A 21,053-nucleotide genomic window follows, 5' to 3' on the forward strand; every position below is an offset into this window, starting at 1 on the left:
GACCCGCTTCAGTCCATCAAGCGCATCGGCGCGCCGATCTCGATCCGCGCGGGCCGGTCGACCGTGCAGTAGACACCGAGATTGTGGGCGTTGTGGCGTACCAAATTGCGCAGGATGCCGGGGTCGGTGTCGAAGCCGTCCTGGGCGATGATGGTGAAGCCGCAGCGGCGGCAGGGTTCGGAGACGGTGAGCAGCAGATCGCCGACCGCGAGCTTCCTGCCGATCCATTGCGTCTCCGGAAAGGCGCCTTCGACCGGGTCCATCTCGACGACGATGTTGGGCCGGAAGCGGCGCGGATCGGGCACGCCTTCGGGATGCAGCGCCTTCAGTCTGGCCAGCGAGGCGGTGGTGAGCAGATGGATCGGCGCCTTGGCATAGCGGGCCTCGGTCAACGGGCCGGTGTAGCCGGGCGTCGCGTTCTGCGCGCCGAACGGCCGGATTGAGGCCTTGAAGCCGAGAAAGGCCGATACCGTGCGGTCGCTTTCAGGATCCGGCGCCGGCAGCCATTCGCCGCCGGGCACCGCCACTTCGAGCCGCCATTCCTTGTTCATCGGGGCCTCGCTCAGCCGGGTGCGAATCAGCGGCACCTTGTGCCACTTGGCCTCGCGGTCGGGCCTGGCGATCTCGCCGTCGGAAGCATCAACCAGTCCGAACAGCCGGTCGCCGTCGACGGTCTTCAGCCCGACGGAGATGGCCTCACGCCGCTCGCCGGCGAGCGAGCTCGCCGGATAGCGCCAGAGCTGGCTGACCGTGCCGAGGATTGCCTTGCCGGTCATCAGCCCTTCTTGTTCTGCCGGTTGGCGACGAGATCGTCGACCACGGCCGGATCGGCCAGCGTCGAGGTGTCGCCGAGCGCGCCGAAATCGTCCTCGGCGATCTTGCGCAGGATGCGCCGCATGATCTTGCCTGAACGGGTCTTCGGCAGGCCCGGCGCGAACTGGATCTTGTCGGGCGTGGCGATGGCGCCGATCTCCTTGCGGACATGCGCGACCAGCTCCTTGCGCAATTCCTCGCTCGATTGGGTGCCGGCCATCAGCGTGACATAGCAGTAGATGCCCTGGCCCTTGATGTCGTGCGGGTAGCCGACGACGGCGGCTTCCGACACCTTTTCATGGCTGACCAGCGCCGATTCCACCTCGGCCGTGCCCATGCGGTGGCCGGAAACGTTGATGACGTCGTCGACCCGGCCGGTGATCCAGTAATAGCCGTCGGCGTCGCGCCGGCAGCCGTCGCCAGTGAAGTATTTGCCCTTGTAGGTCGAGAAATAGGTCTGCACGAAACGGTCGTGGTCGCCATACACGGTGCGCATCTGGCCCGGCCATGAATCGCCGATGCAGAGATTGCCGTCGGTGGCGCCGTCCAGCACCTTGCCTTCGCCGTCGACCAGCTGCGGCTGGACGCCGAAGAAGGGCCGCGTGGCGGAACCCGCCTTGAGGTCGGTGGCGCCGGGCAGCGGCGTGATCATGATGCCGCCGGTCTCGGTCTGCCACCAGGTGTCGACGATCGGCACCTTGGCGTTGCCGACGACGTTGTAATACCACTCCCAGGCTTCCGGATTGATCGGCTCGCCGACCGAACCCAGCACGCGCAGCGACTTGCGCGAGGTCTTTTTCACATGGCTGTCGCCGGCGCCCATCAGCGCGCGCAGCGCCGTCGGCGCGGTGTAAAAGATGTTGACCTGGTGCTTGTCGATCACCTCCCAAAAGCGCGACTGCGAGGGATAGTTCGGCACGCCCTCGAACATCAGCGTCGTGGCGCCATTGGCCAAAGGCCCGTAGACGATGTAGCTGTGGCCGGTGACCCAGCCGACATCGGCGGTGCACCAGTAGATGTCGCCGTCATGGTAGTCGAAGACATATTGGTGCGTCATCGAGACATAGACGAGATAGCCGGCGGTGGTGTGCAGCACGCCCTTCGGCTTGCCAGTCGAGCCGGAGGTGTAGAGGATGAAAAGCGGGTCTTCCGCCTTCATCTTTTCCGGCTTGCAGTCGGCCTTAACGGTCTGCGCCTCTTCATGGTACCAGACGTCGCGTCCCGGCACCCAGCCGGTCTTGCCGCCGGTGCGGCGCACCACCACGACCTTTTCGACCTTGGTGCCGGCCTTGGCGGCGATGTCGATCGCCTTGTCGGTGTTGTCCTTGAGCGGGATCGGCTTGCCGCCGCGCAGGCCCTCGTCAGCGGTGATCACGATGGTCGATTTACAGTCGTCGATACGGCCGGCCAGCGCATCGGGCGAGAAGCCGCCGAACACGACCGAGTGGATCGCGCCGATACGCGTGCAGGCGAGCATGGCATAGGCCGCTTCCGGAATCATCGGCATGTAGATGGTGACGCGGTCGCCCTTCTTGACGCCATGCTTCTTCAGCACGTTGGCGAAGCGGCAGACATGCGCGTAGAGCTCGTTATAGGTGACCTTGCGGTCGTCATAGGGGTTGTCGCCTTCCCAGATGATGGCGGTCTGGTCACCGCGCTTCTTCAAATGCCGGTCGATGCAATTGTAGGAAACGTTGGTCTGGCCGTCCTCGAACCACTTGATCGAGACCTTGCCGTCGAAGGAGGTGTTCTTGACCTTGGTAAAAGGCTTGAACCAATCGATGCGCTTGCCGTGCTTGCCCCAGAACTTATCCGGATTTTTCACGCTGTCGGCATACCATTTGAGATAGGTGTCGTTGTCGATCAACGCGTTCTTCTTCCACGCCGGCTGGACGCGGTGGACATGCACATCGGACATTTCTTTGCTTTCCTCCCAAACCATCCACCGGCTTGCGCCGCCGGCGCCATCGCAGCGAAGCGGCCGCGAATTCGCGGGCATTATTAACAGTTCCGCGGTGTCGGCAACATTAGACGTTGGATTCGCGTGGCGGGATGACGCAGGGGCAATTGGACCAGCCATTAGCACTCTCGCTTCGCGGCTGCTAACCGCCTGTTTTAACGACAAAAATTTTGCAGAGTCTCGAAGAAATCCATAGACAGTTAAGCAACCGTGGGCTCAATTCAGCGTTGGGAGGAAGGAGAATCAACCAAGGAAACGCAATGCGCGACAATTCCGAAATGGATCTGATGCTCAGGGGATACGGGCTGACTACGGCTAAGATCCTTTATCATTACCCCGATCACCCGCACCTGCTGCAAAGCTATGTCTGGCAGGACTATGACCTAGCTCCGGAATTCCCGGTGCTGATCCGCTTCATCGAGTTCTGGAAGACCAAGCTCGACGGCCCGCTGCATTCGGTCACCTACACGCATCAGAAGCTGATCGCGCCGAACGAGTGGCGGAAGCTGGATGGGGAGTTTCTGGTGCACTGAGGCGGCGCAGAGTGTTTGGCGGAAACGCCCGTCGCTTCGTCATCCACGGGCGAAGCAAGGAGCGAAGCGACGCGGCGCAGACCCGAGGATCCATTCCGTGACTTCGACGCATTTGCGACGATCCAGAATTCTGCTCCGCTGCGCTCTGCGATTGGGGTAACGGGATGGATCCTCGGGTCTTCGCGACGCCGCTTCGCGGCTGCTCCGCCCGTGGTTGACGAAGCTCGCAGGGGTGCGGCTAATCGCATAAGTTCGCCCTGGATATGGACGGCCGCGACTTAGTCACACCGCCGGCGGGTTCAGCCGGGCGAAGCCTTCCTGGCGACGATAGGGGAAGTACGGGTAAGGCGCCGTCACCGCGCTTGCTTCATCGAGCGCCTTAATCTGCGTCGGCGTCAACGCCCAACCGACGGCGCCGAGGTTCTGACGGAGCTGCTCCTCGTTGCGCGCGCCGATGATCACCGATGCCACGGTCGGCCGCTGCAGGAGCCAGTTGATGGCGATTTGCGGCACAGTCTTGCCGGCCTCGGCGGCGACCGCTTCCAGCGCGTCGACCACCTTGAAAAGCTGCTCGTCCTCGACCGGCGGGCCGAAATCGGCGGTGCCGTGCAGCCGGCTCTTCTCCGGCAAGGGTTTTCCGCGGCGGATCTTGCCGGTGAGCCGGCCCCAACCGAGCGGGCTCCATACCAAGGCGCCGACGCCCTGGTCGAGGCCGAGCGGCATCAGCTCCCACTCATAGTCGCGCCCGACCAGCGAATAATAGACCTGATGCGCGACATAGCGCGGGTAGCCGTGCTTTTCCGCCAGGCCGAGCGATTTCATCACCTGCCAGCCTGAGAAATTGGAGACGCCGACATAGCGCAGCTTGCCGGAGCGCACGAGGTGATCCAGCGTCGACAGCACCTCCTCGATCGGCGTCGAGGCGTCGAAGGCGTGGAGCTGAAGCAAGTCGATATAATCGGTGCCGAGGCGCTTCAGCGCCGCGTCGACGGAGCGAATCAGGCGCGAGCGGGACGAGCCCCAGTCGGCCGGGCCATCGCCCATCGGCAGGGACGTCTTGGTCGAGATCAGCACCGCGTCGCGGCGGCCCTTGATGGCCTCGCCCAGCACCTCCTCCGAAGCGCCGTTCGAATAGGCATCGGCCGTGTCGAAGAGGTTGACGCCCGCCTCCAGGCAGATGTCGACCAGGCGGCGCGCTTCCTTCGCGTCACTGTTGCCCCAATGGCCGAACAGCGGGCCGGAGCCTCCAAAAGTCCCGGCGCCGAAGGAAAGGGCGGGCACTTTCAGGCCGGAGGCGCCGAGAGGTCGATAGTCCATCTTTTTCTCCTGATTGGATGTCGAAGGGATCAGCGCTCAGCACTGCGCCGTGACCGGTTTGACGATCGCTCGGCCGCGTTCGAGGCGCAGCGCCATGAGCACGACACCGAGCGCGGCGAGCGGCACCAGGCCGGCAACCAGAGGGACGGCGTCGAGGCCGGGGCCATGGTCGATGACGAAGCCGCCGAGCCAGGCGCCGATGGCGTTGCCGAGATTGAAGGCGGCGATGTTGAAGGAGGAGGCCAGGCCCTGCCCGGCGCCCTCGGCCTTCTCCAGCACCCACATCTGCAGCGGCGCGACGGTGGCAAAGGCGGCGGCACCCAGCAAGCCGACGGCGATGATCGCGGTGATCGGCTGGTGGATCGCCGCGGCCATGACGAACAGCATCGCCGAAAGTGCGACCAGCGTGCCGAGAACCGTCGGCATCAGATGGCGGTCGGCAAGGCGCCCGCCAAGCAGATTGCCCGCCACCAGGCCACCGCCGAAAACCAGCAGGATCGGCGACACGGCTGCCTCGGAAAAGCCGGTGACGCGGGTGAGAATGGGCGCCATATAGGTGAAGGCCGCAAAGACGCCGACCCAACTCAGCACCGTGGTCAACAAGCCGAGCAGCACCGGCCGGCGGCCGAGCACGGCGAGCGTGCCTTCGGAGGTCTCCTCTTCCTCCGTGGCGGTAGGCTCGTCGCGCGGCACCAGCAGCGCGATCACGGTAAAGGCGATGACGCCGACCAGCGTGACCGCCAGGAAGCTCGAACGCCAGCCATAGGCCTGGCCGAGCCACGTGCCGAAGGGCACGCCGAGGATGTTGGCGACGGTGAGACCGGTGAACATCAGCGCGATGGCCGAGGCCTTCCGGTTGGGCGCGACAAGGCTGGTGGCCACGACGGAGCCGACACCGAAGAAGGAGGCATGGGCGAAGGCGGTTAGCACACGCGCCGCCATCAGCGTCCAGTAGTCGGGCGCCAGCGCACAGGCGAGGTTGCCGACGGTGAAGACCACCATCAAGGCAAGCAGCAAGGTCTTGCGCGGCAGGCGTCCGGTCAAGGCGCCAAGCAGCGGCGCGCCGCCGACGACGCCCAGCGCATAGCCAGTAATGAGCAGGCCCGCGGCCGAGATCGAGACGCCGAGATCGGCGCTGACGTCGAGCAGCAAGCCCATGATGACGAATTCGGTGACGCCGATGCCGAAGGCGCCGGCGGTGAGGGCATAAAGAGCAAGGGGCATGGCTGCGGTCCGGTTGATCGGGAAGGGAACGCTCAGTCCCGCGCCCCGACACGCAAGATCGTGATCCGCCAAGCTGTGAACCAGCCTTGCATCGGGCATATTTTCTGTGAAATAGATTCATGAATGGCGAGACCGGACATCAACCGCTCTGGCGAGATCGAAGTGTTCGTCCGCGTCGTCGAGGCAGGCAGCTTCTCGGCCGCGGCGCGGGCGCTGCGCATGACGCCGTCGGCGGTGAGCAAGCTGATCGCGCGGCTGGAGGCGCGGCTTGGCGCGCGGCTGATCAGCCGCTCGACGCGCAAGCTGCAGCTGACGCCGGAAGGGGCGGCCTTCCATAGCAGCGGCCTGCGCATCCTCGCCGATCTCGACGCGGCCGAGCGCGAAGCGGCGGCGGGCGCGGCGCCGCGCGGCAGGCTGAGGGTCAACTCCTATGTGCCGTTCGGCCAGCACCGGCTGATGCCGCTCTTGCCGCGCTTCCTGGAAAATTATCCCGAGATTTTCGTTGAAGCCGTGCTGACCGACAGTGTCATCGACCTTCTGGAAGAGCGCGCCGATGTCGCCATCCGCGCCGGGCCGCTGCGCGAGTCACGCCTGGTTGCGCGCAAGCTCGGCCAGAGCCGCATGGTCCTGGTCGCGTCGCCTGCGTATCTTGCAGCGCGCGGCAGGCCACGCGCATTGTCCGACCTCGCTCGCCACAGCATGCTGGCCTTCGGCTTCGCCAGGCACATAGAGGGCTGGCCGTTTGTCGATGCGACAGGCAAATCGATCATCATGCCGATTGTGGGAAACATGTCGCTGACCGACGGCGAAGCGATGCGGCTAACGACGCTGGCAGGAGCCGGCATAGCGCGGCTGGCGCGCTGGCATGTCGAACCCGATATCGCCGCCGGGCTGCTCGTGCCGTTGCTTGAGGAGTTCAATCCCGGCGACGAGGAGCCGACGCATGCCGTCTATGTCGGTCAGGGCAAGCATCTGCCTGCCCGCGTCCGAGCCTTCCTCGACTTCCTCGCGGAGACCGTTCGTCTCTGAATGAAGAAAGAGCCGCGCGCCAATGGCACGCGGCTTTGACCTGTCTGCGCGAACGGAATTACGCCTTCGGCACGAACGGCGCGGGACGCCGGCCGGCGCCTTGCCGCTCGAGCATCCAGCCGGGATACTCGGCAGGCAGTGCGCTTACCTCGTCGAGCCTGGCGAGATCGTCGGCGTCGAGCTTCAAGCCGGTTGCGGCGAGGTTCTGCTCGAGCTGGTCCATGCGGCTGGCGCCGATGAGGACGCTCATGACGAAAGGTTTGGCCAGCACATAGCCCAACGCCACCGTGGCGACGCTGACATCGTGCTTCCCGGCGACCTCGCGCATGACCGCAACCGCCGCCCAGGCGCGGTCCTCATTGACCGGCGGGAAGTTGAAGGAAGCGCGGCGGCCTTCGCCATTGCCGGGCGCGCCGGGGCCGTATTTGCCGGAAAGCAGGCCGCCGGCCATCGGCGACCAGACCATCAGGCCAAGCTTTTCCTCGTTGATCAGAGGCACGATCTCGCGCTCGAGATCGCGGCCGGCGATCGAGTAGTAGGATTGGATAGTCTCGAAGCGGGCGAAGCCCTTGCGCTCGGCGATGCCCAGCGCCTTGGCGATGCGCCAGGCCTGCCAGTTGGAGACACCGACGTAACGGACCTTGCCGCTGGCGACGAGGTCGTCGAGCGCGCGCAGCGTCTCGTCGATCGGCGTGACCGTGTCGGTGCCGTGCAATTGGTAGAGGTCGATGTGATCGAGCTGCAGTCGCTCCAGGCTGCGGTCGACCGAATCCATGATGTGACCGCGCGAGGAGCCGCGCTCGTTCGGCCCGTTGCCCATGGCGCCATGCACTTTGGTGGCGATGATAACGTCCGAACGTTTCACGCCGAGATCCTTGAGCGACTGTCCCAGCAGCTGCTCGGACTGGCCGAAGGAATAGACATCCGCGGTGTCGAAGAAATTGACGCCGGCGGCGATCGAGCGGCCGACGATCTCGTTGACGCCCTTCTGGTCGAGACTGGCGATCAGGCCCCATTGAGCATTCTCGCCGGCGGCGCCGAAGGTCATGGTGCCGAGGCAGAGTTCGGAAACGAACAGGCCGGTATTGCCGAGCTGATTATAACGCATGGTGAGATTCCCCGAGAAAGGAGTGAATGTGCACCGGGTAAATAGGAACGGCCCGTTTCGTTTCAAGTTCTGGCGCAAGCGCGGTGGTCAACTTGATGTGAAGTTGCCAATCAGCGGATCTTGAAACGTCAGACTTCCCAGGGATTGACGACCGTCACGCCCATGCCTTCGAAGTCGGCCACGTTTCGAGTGACCAGGATCAGGTCGTGCACGAGGGCGGTTGCCGCTATGAGGGTGTCGGCGTTCCCTCGCGTACGTCCGGCCGTGATACGGCCCCACGCGAGGGCGACCTCTTCCGTGATCGCCAGGATGCGGTCCGCATTATCTCGGCGCAGTTCCCGCAGCCAGACGTCAAGCCGCGCTGCCCTGCCGGGGTCGGTCTTGCGCTGCTTGACGATCCCACGTTCGATCTCACCAATGGTGATCACACTGAGACTAATCGAGGTCGGATCAACCGAAGCCAGCCAGGCGGTTGGTTTCGGCAGTCGCCTCTGCGCGTCTGAAACAACGTTCGTATCGAGCAGATACATCAGAGGTCGACGTCCCGGATCATCGTATCCGAGCGGCGGGTGATTTCCTTATGAAACTCATCGTCCCAGCCGGGGCCGGTCAGAAGATATTCAGCGAGCGATTTCTTCTTCCCGGCCAAGCGGTCGTAGTCCTCGGCGGACAGCACGACCGCAGCCCGTTCGCCGCGAAGCGTCACGGTCTGCGGCCCTTCTGTTCGCGCGCGCTGGACCACTTTTGAAAAATTGTTCTTCGCGTCCTGAAGATGCCAGTTCATCCGCAGCTCCTAGTTCCCCGGCACAGGGATTTTGAAAGGTTGCCGTTTGTCTGGTGCAAGATTTTCCGTTCATGTCCGCGAAATAAGCGCAAACGCCAAGGATTGGTTGAAGCCGCCCCGCCCTGGAATGACGATCACGATGGACGTTTCGGGCAATCTCCAACGCATGCCACCTGCCAACGCAAACAGAGCCGACCGGTCAAAAATCCCTGTGTGCCGCTAGCTAGCTTGGCTAGATATATAGCGCGGTGGCAGCGGATTATCAATCAAACTCCAGGGAAAGGTAGCGGGTGACGGCGTCACCGGTTGCCGAAGATTGCCGACCCGATCCTGACGCTGGTCGCGCCGAAGGCGATGGCGGTCTCGTAGTCGCCGGACATACCCATCGAGAGCTTCGCGACACCGGCCTCGCGGGCGAGCTTTTCCAGCAGCGCGAAATGCGGGCCGGGGTTCTCATCGGCCGGCGGGATGCACATCAGGCCTTCGATGGCGAGACCATGCATCTCGCGGCAGCGTTTGACGAAGGCGACCGCCTCGCGCGGCTCGATGCCGGCCTTTTGCGGCTCGGAGCCGGTGTTGACCTGGACATAGAGTTTCGGCGCCCGGCCCTGCCGCGCCATTTCTTTTGAAAGCTCGGCGGCGATCTTCTCACGGTCGACCGTCTCGATGGTATCGAAAAGCGCCACCGCTTCCTTGGCCTTGTTGGATTGCAGCGGGCCAATCAGGTGCAGCTCGATATCGGCGAATGCCGCCTTCAGCGCCGGCCATTTGCCTTGCGCTTCCTGCACGCGGTTCTCGCCGAAGACGCGCTGGCCTGCTTCGATGACGGGGCGGATGTCCTCGGCCGCGAAGGTCTTCGACACCGCCACAAGCGTGACGGCGCCTGGCGCGCGCTTCGCCTCGCGCTCGGCGTTCGCGATCTTCGCCCTGACCGCGTGAAGCTGCTCTACGGTGTTCGTCATGCCACTATCCTGCCCATAGTTTTCATGGTCGGCCGGCTCGCCGCAGTTGACGGGTCCGGCAATCCATGGTGAACACCGCGACGACATTGTCTCGGCTGCCGGCCTAGGCGTGTCGATATTCAGGTGATGCCGGCCTGCAAATGCCGGTTTCCTGCGCTTCCGGTGCTCACGTACTTAAGTACGCTTCGCTCCGGTTCTCGGAACCCGCCATTTTCGGCTCGGCCTGACCTGAATATCGACACGCCTTAATCCAGCACCGCGCACCTGCTTTTAAGTGAAAAACATCCGATGGCAACCGAACGATACAATCCGCGCACGTCAGAGCCCAAATGGCAGAAGGCCTGGGCCGAAAAGAAGCTGTTCGAGGCCCGCAACGACGACCCGAAGCCGAAATACTACGTGCTCGAGATGTTCCCCTATCCGTCGGGCAAGATCCATATCGGCCACACCCGCAACTACACGATGGGCGACGTGGTGGCGCGCTACAAACGCGCCAAGGGTTTCAACGTGCTGCATCCGATGGGCTGGGACGCGTTCGGCATGCCGGCCGAAAACGCCGCCATGCAGAACAAGGTCCATCCCAAGGACTGGACCTACGAAAACATTGCGGTCATGCGTGAGCAGCTCAAGATGATGGGCCTGTCGCTCGACTGGGCGCGCGAGTTCGCGACCTGCGACGTCGACTATTACCACCGCCAGCAGATGCTGTTCCTCGACTTCGTCGAGAAGGGCTTGGTGACGCGCAAATCCTCCAAAGTCAACTGGGACCCGGAGGACATGACGGTGCTCGCCAACGAGCAGGTCATCGACGGCCGCGGCTGGCGCTCGGGCGCGCTGGTCGAGCAGCGCGAGCTGACGCAGTGGTTCTTCAAGATCACCGACTTCGCGCAGGACCTGCTGGACTCGCTCAACGGACTCGAAGAGTGGCCGGAAAAGGTCAAGCTGATGCAGCACAACTGGATCGGCCGCTCGGAAGGGCTGCTGATCCGCTGGCCGCTGGCAAAGCCTGTCGGCGAGACACATGAGCTGGAAGTCTACACGACAAGGCCGGACACCATCTTCGGCGCCTCCTTCATGGCGGTCGCCGCCGACCATCCGCTGGCGAGAAAGGCCGCCGAGAGCAATGTCGAGCTGGCGAAGTTCATCGAGGAGGTCCGCCACATGGGCACCTCGGTGGCGGCGCTCGAGACGGCCGAGAAGAAGGGTTTCGACACCGGCATCCGCGTCGTCCATCCGTTCGACGAGAATTGGACGCTGCCGGTCTATGTCGCCAATTTCGTGCTGATGGAATACGGCACCGGCGCTATTTTCGGCTGCCCGTCGGGCGACCAGCGCGACCTCGACTTCGCCAACAAATACGGCCTGCCCGTGATTCCGGTGGTGATGCCGGAAGGCGAAACCCAGGGGAGCTTCCAGATCATCGAGGAGGCCTATGACGGCGACGGCGTGATGATCAATTCGCGCTTCCTAGACGGCATGAAGCCCGAGAGGGCTTTCGATGAAGTGGCGAAGCTCCTGGAGCAGAAAAGCATCGGCGGCCGGCCGATGGCGGAGCGCAAGGTGAATTTCCGCCTGCGCGACTGGGGCATTTCGCGCCAGCGCTATTGGGGCTGCCCGATCCCGATGATCCATTGCGAGGCCTGCGGCGTCGTGCCGGTGCCGAAGGCCGACCTGCCGGTGAAGCTGCCCGACGACATCGAGTTCGATCGCCCGGGCAATCCGCTCGACCGTCATCCGACCTGGCGGCATGTGAAATGCCCGCAATGCGGCCGCGATGCGCGGCGCGAGACCGACACGATGGACACCTTCGTCGATTCGTCCTGGTATTTCGCGCGCTTCACCGCGCCTTGGGCCAACGAGCCGACCGAGCCGAAAGCGGCCGACGAATGGCTGGCGGTAGACCAGTATATCGGCGGCATCGAGCACGCGATCCTGCATCTGCTCTATTCGCGCTTCTTCACCCGCGCCATGCGCGAGACCGGTCACCTCAATCTGGCAGAGCCGTTCAAGGGGCTGTTCACGCAGGGCATGGTGGTGCACGAGACCTACCGCGTCGGCGGCCCGTCCAACAATGGGCGCTGGCTGTCGCCGAGCGAGGTCAGGCTCGAGGACGTCGACGGCAAGCGCCGCGCCGTCGAGATCGCCACCGGCGAGGAGGCGACGGTCGGCGCGCTGGAGAAAATGTCGAAGTCGAAGAAGAATACGGTGAGCCCGGAAGAGATCACCGACGGCTACGGCGCCGACACGGCACGCTGGTTCATGCTGTCGGACTCGCCGCCGGAGCGCGACGTCGAATGGACCGACGAGGGCGCGGCCGGCGCGCACCGCTTCGTGCAGCGCATCTGGCGCCTGGTGCAGATCGCGGCCGAGCAGCTGCCCGGCGTGAAGCCGACGGCGGCGAAGGAAGGCGATGCGGGAGCCGTTTCCAAGGCCGCCCACAAGATCCTGAAGGCGGTCGGCGAGGACATAGAGAAGCTCGGCTTCAATCGTGCGATCGCCCGCATCTACGAGCTCGCCAATGTGCTGGCCGCGCCGCTCAACGACGTTGCCGAAGGCAAGGCCGACGACGCGCTGAAGGGCGCCTGCCGCGAGGCGGTGGAAATCCTGGTGCACATCATCGCGCCGGTCATGCCGCATCTGGCGGAGGAATGCTGGCAGGGGCTGGGCGGCGCCGAAATGGTCGCCGAGCGGCCCTGGCCGGTCTACGATCCGGCACTCGTCGTCGACAATGAGATCGTGCTGCCGGTGCAGGTCAACGGCAAGAAGCGCGGGGATTTGACAATTGCCCGCGACGCGGATCAAGGTGCCGTCGAAAAAGCGGTGCTGGCTCTCGACTTCGTGCAAAAAGCACTGGAAGGTAAGGCTCCGCGCAAGGTGATCATCGTCCCGCAGAGGATCGTCAATGTCGTTGCCTGATCCGGTGAAGTCACAACCGGTCCGCCTGCGCGGCCGCCTGGCGGTCTCCGGCATGGTCGCCGCGCTTGCGCTGGTTTCGGCCTGCACCGTGCGGCCGCTCTATTCCAGCCAGCCGCTGTCGCCCGGATCGCAGCTCAGCGCATCCGCCGAGCTCGCATCGATCTCGATCAAGCCGGTCAACACCCGCTACGCGCAGCAGGTGCGCAACAATCTGATCTTCGCCTTCGGGCAGGGCTCGGGCGAGCCGGCCTCGCCGGCCTACACGCTCGATCTCGGCGTCACCGAGCTGGTCGAATCGGCGGCCATCGTTCAGGTGCAGACCCAGGAAGACGAGCCGACGGCCGGCACGGTCACGCTGACCGCCAACTACGTGCTCAGGGATACCGCGACCAACACGGTGATTGCCGTCGGCAAGCGCTCGATCCCCTCGTCCTTCGACCGGCCGCGCCAGGAATTCGCGGCCTACCGGGCGCAGATCGACGCCGAGAACCGCGCTGCGCGCGAGTTGGCCGACCTGCTGCGGCTTTCCATCGCCCAGGATTTGGCCAGGCACGGCAAGAAGGCCTAGTTCCTCGCCGGAGATTGGCTGAAGCCTTCCGAACTTCGTCATCCTAGGGCGGAGCAGCCGCGAAGCGGCGTCGCGTAGACCCTAGGATCCATTCCGTTACCTCGGCCTGAAGGTGCGGCGGAGCAGAATTCTGCACCGTTGCGACGCTCGTATGTCACGGAATGGATCCTCGGGTCTGCGCGCGTCGCTTCGCTCCTTGCTCCGCCCGTGGATGACGATCGCGATGGGCGTTCCGGCCAATCGCCGAGGCAGGTGACCTGGCAAGGCATAGGCACTTTGCCACGAAAAAGGCCGGTTGCCCGGCCTTCTTTGCTACTCAGTTGCTTTTTGCCTTGCGCAATTCCCAGACGGAAAATCGTTACACACTTTTCCTGGAACTGCTCCGGCCTCAGCCGATCTTCTGGCCGGTCTTGGCCCAGTCGGCGAGGAAGGCGGCGAGGCCTTTGTCGGTCAGCGGGTGGTTGACCAGCGCCTTCAGCGTCGCCGGCGGCGCGGTCACGATGTCGGCGCCGATCAGCGCCGCCTGCTTGACGTGGTTCACCGTGCGCACCGAGGCGGTCAGGATCTCGGTCTTGAAATCGTAATTGTCGTAGATGGTGCGGATTTCCGAGATCAGCTCCATGCCGTCCGAGCCGGTGTCGTCGATGCGGCCGACGAAGGGCGAGATGAAGGAGGCGCCGGCCTTGGCGGCCAGCAACGCCTGGTTGGCCGAGAAGCAGAGCGTCACGTTGACCATGCGGTTCATCTCGGTGCGGATGGTCTTGCAGGCCTTGAGGCCGTCCAGCGTCAGCGGCACCTTGATGGCCACGTTCGGCGCGATCTTGGCCAGCACCTCGGCCTCGGCCATCATGTCCTTGTATTCGGTGGCCACCACCTCGGCCGAGACCGGGCCTTCGACGATGTCGCAGATCTGCTTGGTGACTTCGGAAATCTTGCCGCCCGATTTCAGGATCAGCGACGGGTTGGTGGTGACGCCGTCCAGCAGCCCCAGCTCGTGCAGCTCCTTAATTTCCTTGATGTCAGCGGTATCGACAAAAAACTTCATGGCGGTCTCCTTGGGGATTGCCTGGCTCGGGCCAGGCAGATGCGAGGGTCCCCTTTGATCTAGAGCAAAGTCGGGGCAAGGTCACGCCCGATGATCGAAGATTCGCCCTTTGTCGCAGCCGCGCCCGTGCTGGTGCCGATGCCCGCCGAACGGCCGTACACCTATGCCGTGCCGCCCGGCATGCGCGTGGTGCCGGGCTCGATCGTGCGCGTGCCGCTCGGGCCGCGGCAAGTCGCGGGCATCGTCTGGGACGGCGCGGTCGAAACCGTCGAAGCGAAGAAATTGCGGCCGATCGAGGAGGTGTTCGACTGCCCGCCGATCGACAGGGCGATGCGCCGCTTCGTCGACTGGATCGCGCAATACACGCTCTCTGCCCCCGGCATGGTGGCCCGCATGCTGCTGCGCGCGCCGGAGGCATTCGACCCGGAGCCATGGATCGAAGGGTTGCAGCGCACGCTTGCCGAACCCGACCGGCTGACCGACGCGCGGCGGCGCGTGCTCGAAACGGTGGAGGGCGGCCTTGCCTGGACGCGCTCGGGTCTGGCGCATGCGGCGGGCGTCTCCTCGACCGTCATCGACGGCTTGCGGACACAGGGCGTGTTCGAGACGGTGATGATCCCGCCGCGGCCGGTGGTGGCGGCGCCCGACCCCTCTCATGCCGTGCCGGAATTGATGCCTGACCAGAACGCGGCGGCGGAGAAGCTGCGCGCCGCTGTCGCCGCCGATGGCTTTAATGTCACGCTGCTCGACGGCGTCACCGGCTCCGGTAAGACGGAAGTCTATTTCGAAGCGGTGGCAGCGGCGCTCGACAAGGGCAGACAGGTGCTGATCCTGTTGCCGGAAATCGCGCTGACGCATGCCTTCCTGGAACGTTTCCAGGATCGGTTCGGCGCCAAGCCGGCGGAATGGCATTCCGACCTGCCGCCGCGGATGCGCGAACGCGTCTGGCGCCAGATTGCGGAAGGCGGCGTGCGCGTCGTCGCCGGCGCGCGTTCGGCGCTGTTCCTGCCGTTCAAGGAACTCGGCCTGATCGTCGTCGACGAGGAGCACGATCCCGCCTACAAGCAGGAAGACCGCGTCTTCTACAACGCGCGCGACATGGCGGTGGTGCGCGGCCATATCGGCGGCTTCCCGATCGTGCTCGCCTCGGCGACGCCCTCGGTGGAAAGCCGGGTCAATGCCAGCCAGGGCCGCTACGATCGGGCCGTGCTGTCGTCGCGTTTCGCCGAGGCAGCGCTTCCCGACCTCAAGTCGATCGACATGCGGCGCTCTCCGCCGGCGCGGGGCAGCTTCCTGTCGCCTGTCCTTTTGGAGCAGATGCAGCGCACGCTGGAGAGGAAGGAGCAGTCGCTGCTTTTCCTCAACAGGCGCGGTTATGCGCCGCTGACGCTCTGCCGCGTCTGCGGCCACCGCTTCGGCTGCTCGGTCTGCTCGGCCTGGCTGGTCGAGCATCGCTTTCGCGGCCAGCTCGTCTGCCATCATTGCGGCCACAATGAGCGGCGGCCGGAAGCCTGTCCGGAATGCGGCACGCTCGACCATCTGGTGGCATGCGGCCCAGGCGTCGAGCGCATCGCCGAGGAAGTGGTCGGGCATTTCCCCGATGCCCGCACCATAGTGCTGTCGTCCGACCTTCTGGGCGGCGTGCGCAGGCTGCGGCTTGAGCTGGAAGCCGTCGCCAATGGCGAGGCCGATATCGTCATCGGGACGCAGCTGGTCGCCAAAGGCCACAATTTTCCCGGCATGACGCTGGTAGGCGTGGTCGATGCGGATTTGGGATTGGCCAATGGCGATCCGCGCGCCGCCGAGCGCACCTTCCAGCTGCTCAGCCAGGTGACGGGGCGTGCCGGCCGCACCGGCAAGAAGAGCCTCGGCCTCCTGCAGACCTACCAGCCGGATCATCCGGTGATGCGGGCGATCGTCTCGGGCGATTCGGAAGCGTTTTACGAGCGCGAGATCGCCGAGCGCGAACGGGCGGCGCTGCCGCCCTTCGGCCGGCTCGCCGGCATCATCGTCAGCGCCGCGACACGCGGCGAGGCGGAAAGCCATGCGCGGGGGTTAAGGCGCGCGGCGCCGCAGGCTACCGACCTCTTCGTGCTCGGCCCGGCCGAGGCGCCCTTGTCGCTGATCGGCGGCCGCCACCGCTTCCGGCTGTTGGTGCAAGGCGAACGGCGCGCCGACATGCAGGGCTTTATTCGGGCCATGCTGGCGAATGGGCCGAAGCTGCGCGGTTCGGTCAGGGTGCAGGTCGACATCGACCCGCAGAGCTTCTTATAACCGGGAGAGACAGTCCCAACGGAGTGGTCGCTTATGAAAACCCTCGGCCTTCTCGGCGGCATGAGTTGGGAATCGACCGCGATCTATTACCGCCTGTTCAACGAGATCGTGCGCGAGCGGCTGGATGGGCTGCATTCGGCCAAGCTGTTGCTGTGGTCGTTCGATTTCGCCGAGATCGCCGAACGCCAGCATGCCGGCGACTGGGAAGGCGCCGGCGCTCTTCTGGTGGAAGCCGCGCGCAAGCTGGAGGCGGGCGGCGCCGAGGGCCTGGTGATCTGCACCAACACCATGCACAAGCTCGCCGACGCGGTGCAGTCGGCGATATCTATCCCGCTCATCCACATCGCCGACGCCGCGGCGCAGGCTGTCGTCGATGGCGGCGTGAAGCGGCCGGCGCTGCTGGCAACGCGCTTCACCATGGAGCAGGATTTCTACAAGGGACGGCTCGCGGAGAAATACGGCCTGCAGCCGATCGTGCCCGACCAGGCCGGCCGCGACATGGTGCATCGGGTGATCTATGACGAGCTCTGCCAGGGCATCGTCAGGCCCGAATCGAAGTCCGCCTATCTCGACGAGATCGGCCGGATGCGGCGCGTTGACCGGGTGGACGGCGTCCTCATGGGATGCACCGAGATCACCATGTTGATCGGCCAGGGCGATTTCGACATTCCGGTCTTCGACACGACGCGCATCCATGCCGCGGCCGCGGTCGATTTCGCGCTCGCCTGATGCGCTGTACCTAATGTGCCCGCCGTCCTCTGGCGCGCCTTCATTCCCTGGCTAGAATGCCGCTGTTTCAGAACAAGAAATAAGAGGGGGATTTTATGGACTTCGCGTTTCCGTGGCCCGCCAGCCAGGGTGAGTGGCTGGCCTGGTCGAGCGCCGTCGTGACCTTGGCGCTCGGCCTATTCCTGTTCCTGGCGCCGGGGCTTGCGTTTCGCGCGCTGCGCCTGCAGCCGAGGCCCGAGAAAGCGGCGGCGATCGCCGAGGGACGCGGCCGCATGTCGGGCTTTTATCTGGGCGTCAGCCTGTGCTGCATTCTTCTGGCGCAGCCGCTGCTTTACATGGCGCTGGGCTTCTCTTGGCTGTTCACCGCCTTCGGCCGGCTTCTGTCGATGATGTCGGACGGCGCCAACACCCCTTTCAACTGGGTGTCGATCGTGGTTGAATTGGCGCTGGCGGCGCTGCCGCTGGCCTTTGCCTTCGGCTTTGTACCGTGAATCCGGCGCTTGGGATCGGCGCCAGCCGCCTGATGCGACAAAAGTGCCTGAAAACCATGCCGGACGATGCATTGCGGTCTTAAAAAGCCTGTGCTAGACGGCAATCGACTTTCGACCGGGGATAGCGGAAGCCGCGCCTCCGTGCTTGGAAAAATGCAGTAAGGTCAAAGATTTAGCCAGAGTTTTCGCTCGCGCCAACAATCTGCGGCCTGTCAGACAAGAGAAAAGACGGTCCGTGGCCCAATCGTCATCGCCAATCTCAGCTGTCGCCGAACGCTATGCAGGCTCGCTATTCGAGCTTGCGCTGCAGGACAATTCAGTCGCCAAGGTCGAGGCCGACCTCGCCAGCTTCGAAGCAATGCTCAACAGCAGCGACGATCTCGCGCGGCTGATCAACAGCCCGGTGTTTTCCGGCGAGGACCAGGCAAGGGCCATCGCCGCCATCGCCGACAAGGCCCAGATCACCGGCCTGGTGGGCAATTTCCTGCGCGTCGTCGCCAAGAACCGCCGCCTGTTCGCGGTACCCGGCATGATCAAGGCATTTCGCCAGATCGCAGCCGACCATCGCGGCGAGGCATCGGCCGAGGTCACCTCGGCGCATGCGCTGACGGATGCGCAGCAGGCCGAGCTCAAGGCGACGCTGAAGAGCATCGCCGGCAAGGATGTGGCCATTGCCATGACCGTCGATCCGTCACTGCTCGGCGGCCTGATCGTCAAGATGGGCTCGCGCCAGATCGATACGTCGCTCAAAACCAAACTCAATTCGCTCAAGCTTGCACTGAAAGAGGTCGGCTGATGGACATCCGCGCCGCGGAAATTTCCGCAATTCTGAAAGACCAGATCAAGAATTTCGGCAAGGAGGCCGAGGTCTCCGAAGTCGGCCAGGTTCTGTCCGTCGGTGACGGCATCGCCCGCGTCTACGGCCTCGACAACGTCCAGGCCGGCGAGATGGTCGAATTCCCCGGCGGCATCCGCGGCATGGCGCTGAACCTCGAAGCCGACAATGTCGGCGTCGTCATCTTCGGTGCCGACCGCGACATCAAGGAAGGCGACACCGTCAAGCGCACCGGCGCCATCGTCGACGCGCCTGTCGGCATGGGCCTGCTCGGCCGCGTCGTCGACGCGCTGGGCAATCCGATCGATGGCAAGGGCCCGATCAAGGCGACCGAACGCAAGCGTGTCGACGTCAAGGCGCCCGGCATCATCCCTCGCAAGTCGGTGCATGAGCCGATGTCGACCGGCCTCAAGGCCATCGATGCGCTGATCCCGGTCGGCCGCGGCCAGCGCGAGCTGGTCATCGGCGACCGCCAGACCGGCAAGACCGCCATCATCCTCGACACGATGCTGAACCAGAAGTCGGTGCACGACAACGGCCCCGAGAAGGAAAAGCTCTACTGCGTCTACGTCGCCGTCGGCCAGAAGCGCTCGACCGTCGCGCAATTCGTCAAGGTGCTGGAAGAGCGCGGCGCGCTCGAATATTCCATCATCGTCGCCGCCACCGCGTCCGATCCGGCGCCGATGCAGTTCCTGGCGCCGTTCACCGCCTGCACCATGGGCGAATATTTCCGCGACAACGGCATGCATGCGCTGATCAGCTATGACGATCTGTCGAAGCAGGCCGTCGCCTACCGCCAGATGTCGCTCCTGCTGCGTCGCCCGCCGGGCCGCGAAGCCTATCCGGGCGACGTCTTCTACCTGCACTCGCGTTTGCTCGAGCGCGCCGCCAAGCTCAATGACGACAACGGCAATGGATCGCTGACCGCGCTGCCGATCATCGAGACGCAGGCCAATGACGTGTCGGCCTACATCCCGACCAACGTGATCTCGATCACCGACGGCCAGATCTTCCTTGAGACCAACCTGTTCTTCCAAGGCATCCGTCCGGCGGTGAACGTCGGCCTGTCGGTGTCGCGCGTCGGCTCCTCGGCGCAGATCAAGGCGATGAAGCAGGTCGCCGGCTCCATCAAGGGCGAGCTCGCGCAGTATCGCGAAATGGCAGCCTTCGCGCAGTTCGGCTCCGACCTCGACGCGGCGACGCAGCGTCTGCTCAATCGCGGTTCGCGCCTGACCGAGCTGCTCAAGCAGCCGCAGTTCTCGCCGCTCAAGGTCGAGGAACAGGTCGCGGTGATCTTCGCCGGCGTCAACGGCTATCTCGACAAGCTGCCGCTGAACCAGGTCGGCAAGTTCGAGCATGGGCTGCTCAGCCATATGCGCTCGGCCGGCAAGGACGTGCTTGACGGCATCCGCAAGGAGAAGGCGCTGTCGGACGATTTGCGCGCCAAGCTCAAGGCAGAGATCGACGCCTTCGCCAAGACCTTCGCTTGAACGAAGCTGGACGGGATCAGGTTTGAAGCATGGCTTCGTTAAAAGACCTTCGTAACCGTATCGCCTCGGTCAAGGCGACGCAGAAGATCACCAAGGCGATGCAGATGGTCGCCGCGGCGAAGCTGCGTCGCGCGCAGGAAGCGGCGGAAGCAGCCAGACCCTATTCCGAGCGCATGGGCGCGGTCCTGGCCAACATCACCCAGGCGATCGGCGGCGGCGGCGATGCCCCGGCGCTGATGACCGGCACCGGCCGGGACGATGTGCATCTGCTCATCGTCTGCACGGCCGAGCGCGGCCTGTGCGGCGGCTTCAACTCGCAGATAGCGCGCCTCGCCCGCGATCACATCCGCAGGCTGCTGGCCGACGGCAAGCAGGTGAAAATCATCTGCGTCGGCAAGAAAGGCTATGACATCCTGCGCCGCGACTACGCTTCGATGATCCTGGAGCGTGTCGACCTGCGCGAGGTGAAGACTCTCGGCTTCGCCAATGCCGATGCGATCGCGCGCAAGGTCATCCACCTCTTCAACGATGGCGGCTTCGACATCTGCACGCTGTTTTATTCGCAGTTCAAGTCGGTGATCAGCCAGATCCCGACGGCGCAGCAGATCATCCCGGCGGGGGCCGCCGGGTCGACCGCTCCCGAGGCGACCGATGGCGGCAATGCTGTCTATGAATACGAGCCGGAGCCGGGCGAGATCCTTTCCGACCTCATTCCGCGCAACATCGCCGTGCAGATCTTCCGCGCGCTGCTGGAAAACGCGGCCGGCGAGATGGGCGCCAAGATGAGCGCGATGGACAATGCGACGCGCAACGCCGGCGACATGATCAACAAGCTGTCGATCACCTACAACCGCCAGCGGCAGGCGCAGATCACCAAGGAACTGATCGAGATCATTTCGGGCGCCGAGGCGCTCTAATCACGCGCCGCGCGGGACACCCGGCGAGCGGCGTGAACAACGGATAGACGAAAAGGGC

At 64.4% G+C, this 21,053-nt stretch carries 19 protein-coding genes; 10 read left to right on the top strand and 9 right to left on the bottom strand.

What is annotated here, in order from left to right:
- Positions 1-8: 8 nt before the first annotated feature.
- Both LB535_RS20650 and acs read right to left on the bottom strand, forming a co-directional pair.
- On the bottom strand, positions 9-776 hold the full coding sequence (locus LB535_RS20650) for an MOSC domain-containing protein (protein ID WP_224633494.1): 768 nt from the start codon (positions 774-776) through the stop codon (positions 9-11).
- Positions 776-2,731 carry an acetate--CoA ligase gene (acs, locus tag LB535_RS20655; RefSeq protein WP_224633495.1) on the bottom strand — a complete coding sequence of 652 codons (1,956 nt, stop codon included), beginning with the start codon at positions 2,729-2,731 and terminating at the stop codon, positions 776-778. Before acs ends, LB535_RS20650 begins: the two co-directional genes overlap by 1 nt.
- A 302-nt stretch (positions 2,732-3,033) precedes the next feature.
- Between acs and LB535_RS20660 the strand changes: the two genes are divergently transcribed.
- A complete protein-coding gene (locus tag LB535_RS20660) occupies positions 3,034-3,306 on the top strand; it encodes an usg protein (protein WP_224633496.1) in 273 nt (90 codons plus the stop codon).
- A gap of 282 nt (positions 3,307-3,588) precedes the next feature.
- Here LB535_RS20660 and LB535_RS20665 read toward each other — a convergent pair whose 3' ends face one another.
- Together LB535_RS20665 and LB535_RS20670 are read right to left on the bottom strand one after the other, a co-directional pair.
- The gene (locus LB535_RS20665) at positions 3,589-4,623 is read right to left on the bottom strand and encodes an aldo/keto reductase (RefSeq protein ID WP_224633497.1); all 1,035 of its coding nucleotides are present in this window, start codon (positions 4,621-4,623) and stop codon (positions 3,589-3,591) included.
- A gap of 36 nt (positions 4,624-4,659) precedes the next feature.
- On the bottom strand, positions 4,660-5,847 hold the full coding sequence (locus LB535_RS20670; protein WP_224633498.1) for an MFS transporter: 1,188 nt from the start codon (positions 5,845-5,847) through the stop codon (positions 4,660-4,662).
- Positions 5,848-5,970: 123 nt separating this feature from the next.
- On the opposite strand from LB535_RS20670, the gene LB535_RS20675 reads away from it, so the two are divergent.
- Positions 5,971-6,876, top strand: coding sequence for a LysR family transcriptional regulator (locus LB535_RS20675; protein WP_224633499.1), 906 nt, complete (start codon positions 5,971-5,973; stop codon positions 6,874-6,876).
- A gap of 58 nt (positions 6,877-6,934) precedes the next feature.
- Here the strand turns inward: LB535_RS20675 and LB535_RS20680 are convergent, their stop codons facing one another.
- The 4 genes from LB535_RS20680 to LB535_RS20695 all read right to left on the bottom strand — a co-directional run bounded on the left by LB535_RS20680 (position 6,935) and on the right by LB535_RS20695 (position 9,730).
- The gene (locus tag LB535_RS20680) at positions 6,935-7,984 is read right to left on the bottom strand and encodes an aldo/keto reductase (RefSeq protein WP_224633500.1); all 1,050 of its coding nucleotides are present in this window, start codon (positions 7,982-7,984) and stop codon (positions 6,935-6,937) included.
- Positions 7,985-8,112: 128 nt separating this feature from the next.
- Entirely contained in the window at positions 8,113-8,514 is a 402-nt protein-coding gene (locus LB535_RS20685; protein WP_224633501.1) for a type II toxin-antitoxin system VapC family toxin, read from the bottom strand.
- On the bottom strand, positions 8,514-8,768 hold the full coding sequence (locus LB535_RS20690) for a type II toxin-antitoxin system Phd/YefM family antitoxin (protein ID WP_095769739.1): 255 nt from the start codon (positions 8,766-8,768) through the stop codon (positions 8,514-8,516). The genes LB535_RS20685 and LB535_RS20690 overlap by 1 nt, the downstream gene beginning before the upstream one ends.
- A 299-nt stretch (positions 8,769-9,067) precedes the next feature.
- Positions 9,068-9,730 carry a YggS family pyridoxal phosphate-dependent enzyme gene (locus tag LB535_RS20695; RefSeq protein WP_224633502.1) on the bottom strand — a complete coding sequence of 221 codons (663 nt, stop codon included), beginning with the start codon at positions 9,728-9,730 and terminating at the stop codon, positions 9,068-9,070.
- Positions 9,731-10,018: 288 nt separating this feature from the next.
- On the opposite strand from LB535_RS20695, the gene leuS reads away from it, so the two are divergent.
- Together leuS and lptE are read left to right on the top strand one after the other, a co-directional pair.
- Complete coding sequence (gene leuS, locus LB535_RS20700) at positions 10,019-12,646, top strand: leucine--tRNA ligase (protein WP_224633503.1); 2,628 nt, start codon at positions 10,019-10,021, stop codon at positions 12,644-12,646.
- Positions 12,633-13,214, top strand: coding sequence for an LPS assembly lipoprotein LptE (gene lptE, locus LB535_RS20705; RefSeq protein WP_224633504.1), 582 nt, complete (start codon positions 12,633-12,635; stop codon positions 13,212-13,214). Before leuS ends, lptE begins: the two co-directional genes overlap by 14 nt.
- Before the next feature lie 388 nt (positions 13,215-13,602).
- Here lptE and fsa read toward each other — a convergent pair whose 3' ends face one another.
- The gene (gene fsa, locus LB535_RS20710; RefSeq protein ID WP_041004472.1) at positions 13,603-14,259 is read right to left on the bottom strand and encodes a fructose-6-phosphate aldolase; all 657 of its coding nucleotides are present in this window, start codon (positions 14,257-14,259) and stop codon (positions 13,603-13,605) included.
- Positions 14,260-14,349: 90 nt separating this feature from the next.
- Here fsa and LB535_RS20715 point away from each other — a divergent pair, with 90 nt between their 5' ends.
- The 6 genes from LB535_RS20715 to LB535_RS20740 all read left to right on the top strand — a co-directional run bounded on the left by LB535_RS20715 (position 14,350) and on the right by LB535_RS20740 (position 20,995).
- Positions 14,350-16,533 (top strand): primosomal protein N', encoded by a 2,184-nt coding sequence (locus LB535_RS20715; protein WP_224633505.1) that lies wholly within the window; start codon positions 14,350-14,352, stop codon positions 16,531-16,533.
- 33 nt (positions 16,534-16,566) lie between these two features.
- Positions 16,567-17,262, top strand: coding sequence for an aspartate/glutamate racemase family protein (locus tag LB535_RS20720; protein ID WP_224633506.1), 696 nt, complete (start codon positions 16,567-16,569; stop codon positions 17,260-17,262).
- A 95-nt stretch (positions 17,263-17,357) separates the two neighbouring features.
- Complete coding sequence (locus LB535_RS20725; protein ID WP_140546140.1) at positions 17,358-17,753, top strand: DUF4345 family protein; 396 nt, start codon at positions 17,358-17,360, stop codon at positions 17,751-17,753.
- Positions 17,754-17,988: 235 nt separating this feature from the next.
- A complete protein-coding gene (locus LB535_RS20730) occupies positions 17,989-18,549 on the top strand; it encodes a F0F1 ATP synthase subunit delta (protein WP_224602086.1) in 561 nt (186 codons plus the stop codon).
- Positions 18,549-20,078: a F0F1 ATP synthase subunit alpha gene (gene atpA, locus LB535_RS20735; RefSeq protein ID WP_140684186.1), complete on the top strand. Its 1,530-nt coding sequence runs from the start codon at positions 18,549-18,551 to the stop codon at positions 20,076-20,078. Before LB535_RS20730 ends, atpA begins: the two co-directional genes overlap by 1 nt.
- Positions 20,079-20,107: 29 nt before the next feature.
- On the top strand, positions 20,108-20,995 hold the full coding sequence (locus LB535_RS20740; RefSeq protein WP_224633507.1) for a F0F1 ATP synthase subunit gamma: 888 nt from the start codon (positions 20,108-20,110) through the stop codon (positions 20,993-20,995).
- Positions 20,996-21,053 lie beyond the last annotated feature (58 nt).

The sequence above is a fragment of the Mesorhizobium sp. CA10 genome, assembly GCF_020165285.1.
Classification (GTDB): Bacteria; Pseudomonadota; Alphaproteobacteria; order Rhizobiales; family Rhizobiaceae; genus Mesorhizobium.

Coding starts and splice junctions, on each gene's coding strand:
- LB535_RS20675 (WP_224633499.1), top strand. CDS start 5,971: ATGGCGAGACCGGACATCAACCGCTCTGGCGAGATCGAAGTGTTCGTC.
- LB535_RS20650 (WP_224633494.1), bottom strand. CDS start 776: ATGACCGGCAAGGCAATCCTCGGCACGGTCAGCCAGCTCTGGCGCTAT.
- LB535_RS20740 (WP_224633507.1), top strand. CDS start 20,108: ATGGCTTCGTTAAAAGACCTTCGTAACCGTATCGCCTCGGTCAAGGCG.
- atpA (WP_140684186.1), top strand. CDS start 18,549: ATGGACATCCGCGCCGCGGAAATTTCCGCAATTCTGAAAGACCAGATC.
- LB535_RS20660 (WP_224633496.1), top strand. CDS start 3,034: ATGCGCGACAATTCCGAAATGGATCTGATGCTCAGGGGATACGGGCTG.
- leuS (WP_224633503.1), top strand. CDS start 10,019: ATGGCAACCGAACGATACAATCCGCGCACGTCAGAGCCCAAATGGCAG.
- LB535_RS20725 (WP_140546140.1), top strand. CDS start 17,358: ATGGACTTCGCGTTTCCGTGGCCCGCCAGCCAGGGTGAGTGGCTGGCC.
- LB535_RS20695 (WP_224633502.1), bottom strand. CDS start 9,730: ATGACGAACACCGTAGAGCAGCTTCACGCGGTCAGGGCGAAGATCGCG.
- lptE (WP_224633504.1), top strand. CDS start 12,633: ATGTCGTTGCCTGATCCGGTGAAGTCACAACCGGTCCGCCTGCGCGGC.
- LB535_RS20665 (WP_224633497.1), bottom strand. CDS start 4,623: ATGGACTATCGACCTCTCGGCGCCTCCGGCCTGAAAGTGCCCGCCCTT.
- LB535_RS20670 (WP_224633498.1), bottom strand. CDS start 5,847: ATGCCCCTTGCTCTTTATGCCCTCACCGCCGGCGCCTTCGGCATCGGC.
- LB535_RS20690 (WP_095769739.1), bottom strand. CDS start 8,768: ATGAACTGGCATCTTCAGGACGCGAAGAACAATTTTTCAAAAGTGGTC.
- acs (WP_224633495.1), bottom strand. CDS start 2,731: ATGTCCGATGTGCATGTCCACCGCGTCCAGCCGGCGTGGAAGAAGAAC.
- LB535_RS20720 (WP_224633506.1), top strand. CDS start 16,567: ATGAAAACCCTCGGCCTTCTCGGCGGCATGAGTTGGGAATCGACCGCG.
- LB535_RS20715 (WP_224633505.1), top strand. CDS start 14,350: ATGATCGAAGATTCGCCCTTTGTCGCAGCCGCGCCCGTGCTGGTGCCG.
- LB535_RS20685 (WP_224633501.1), bottom strand. CDS start 8,514: ATGTATCTGCTCGATACGAACGTTGTTTCAGACGCGCAGAGGCGACTG.
- LB535_RS20680 (WP_224633500.1), bottom strand. CDS start 7,984: ATGCGTTATAATCAGCTCGGCAATACCGGCCTGTTCGTTTCCGAACTC.
- fsa (WP_041004472.1), bottom strand. CDS start 14,259: ATGAAGTTTTTTGTCGATACCGCTGACATCAAGGAAATTAAGGAGCTG.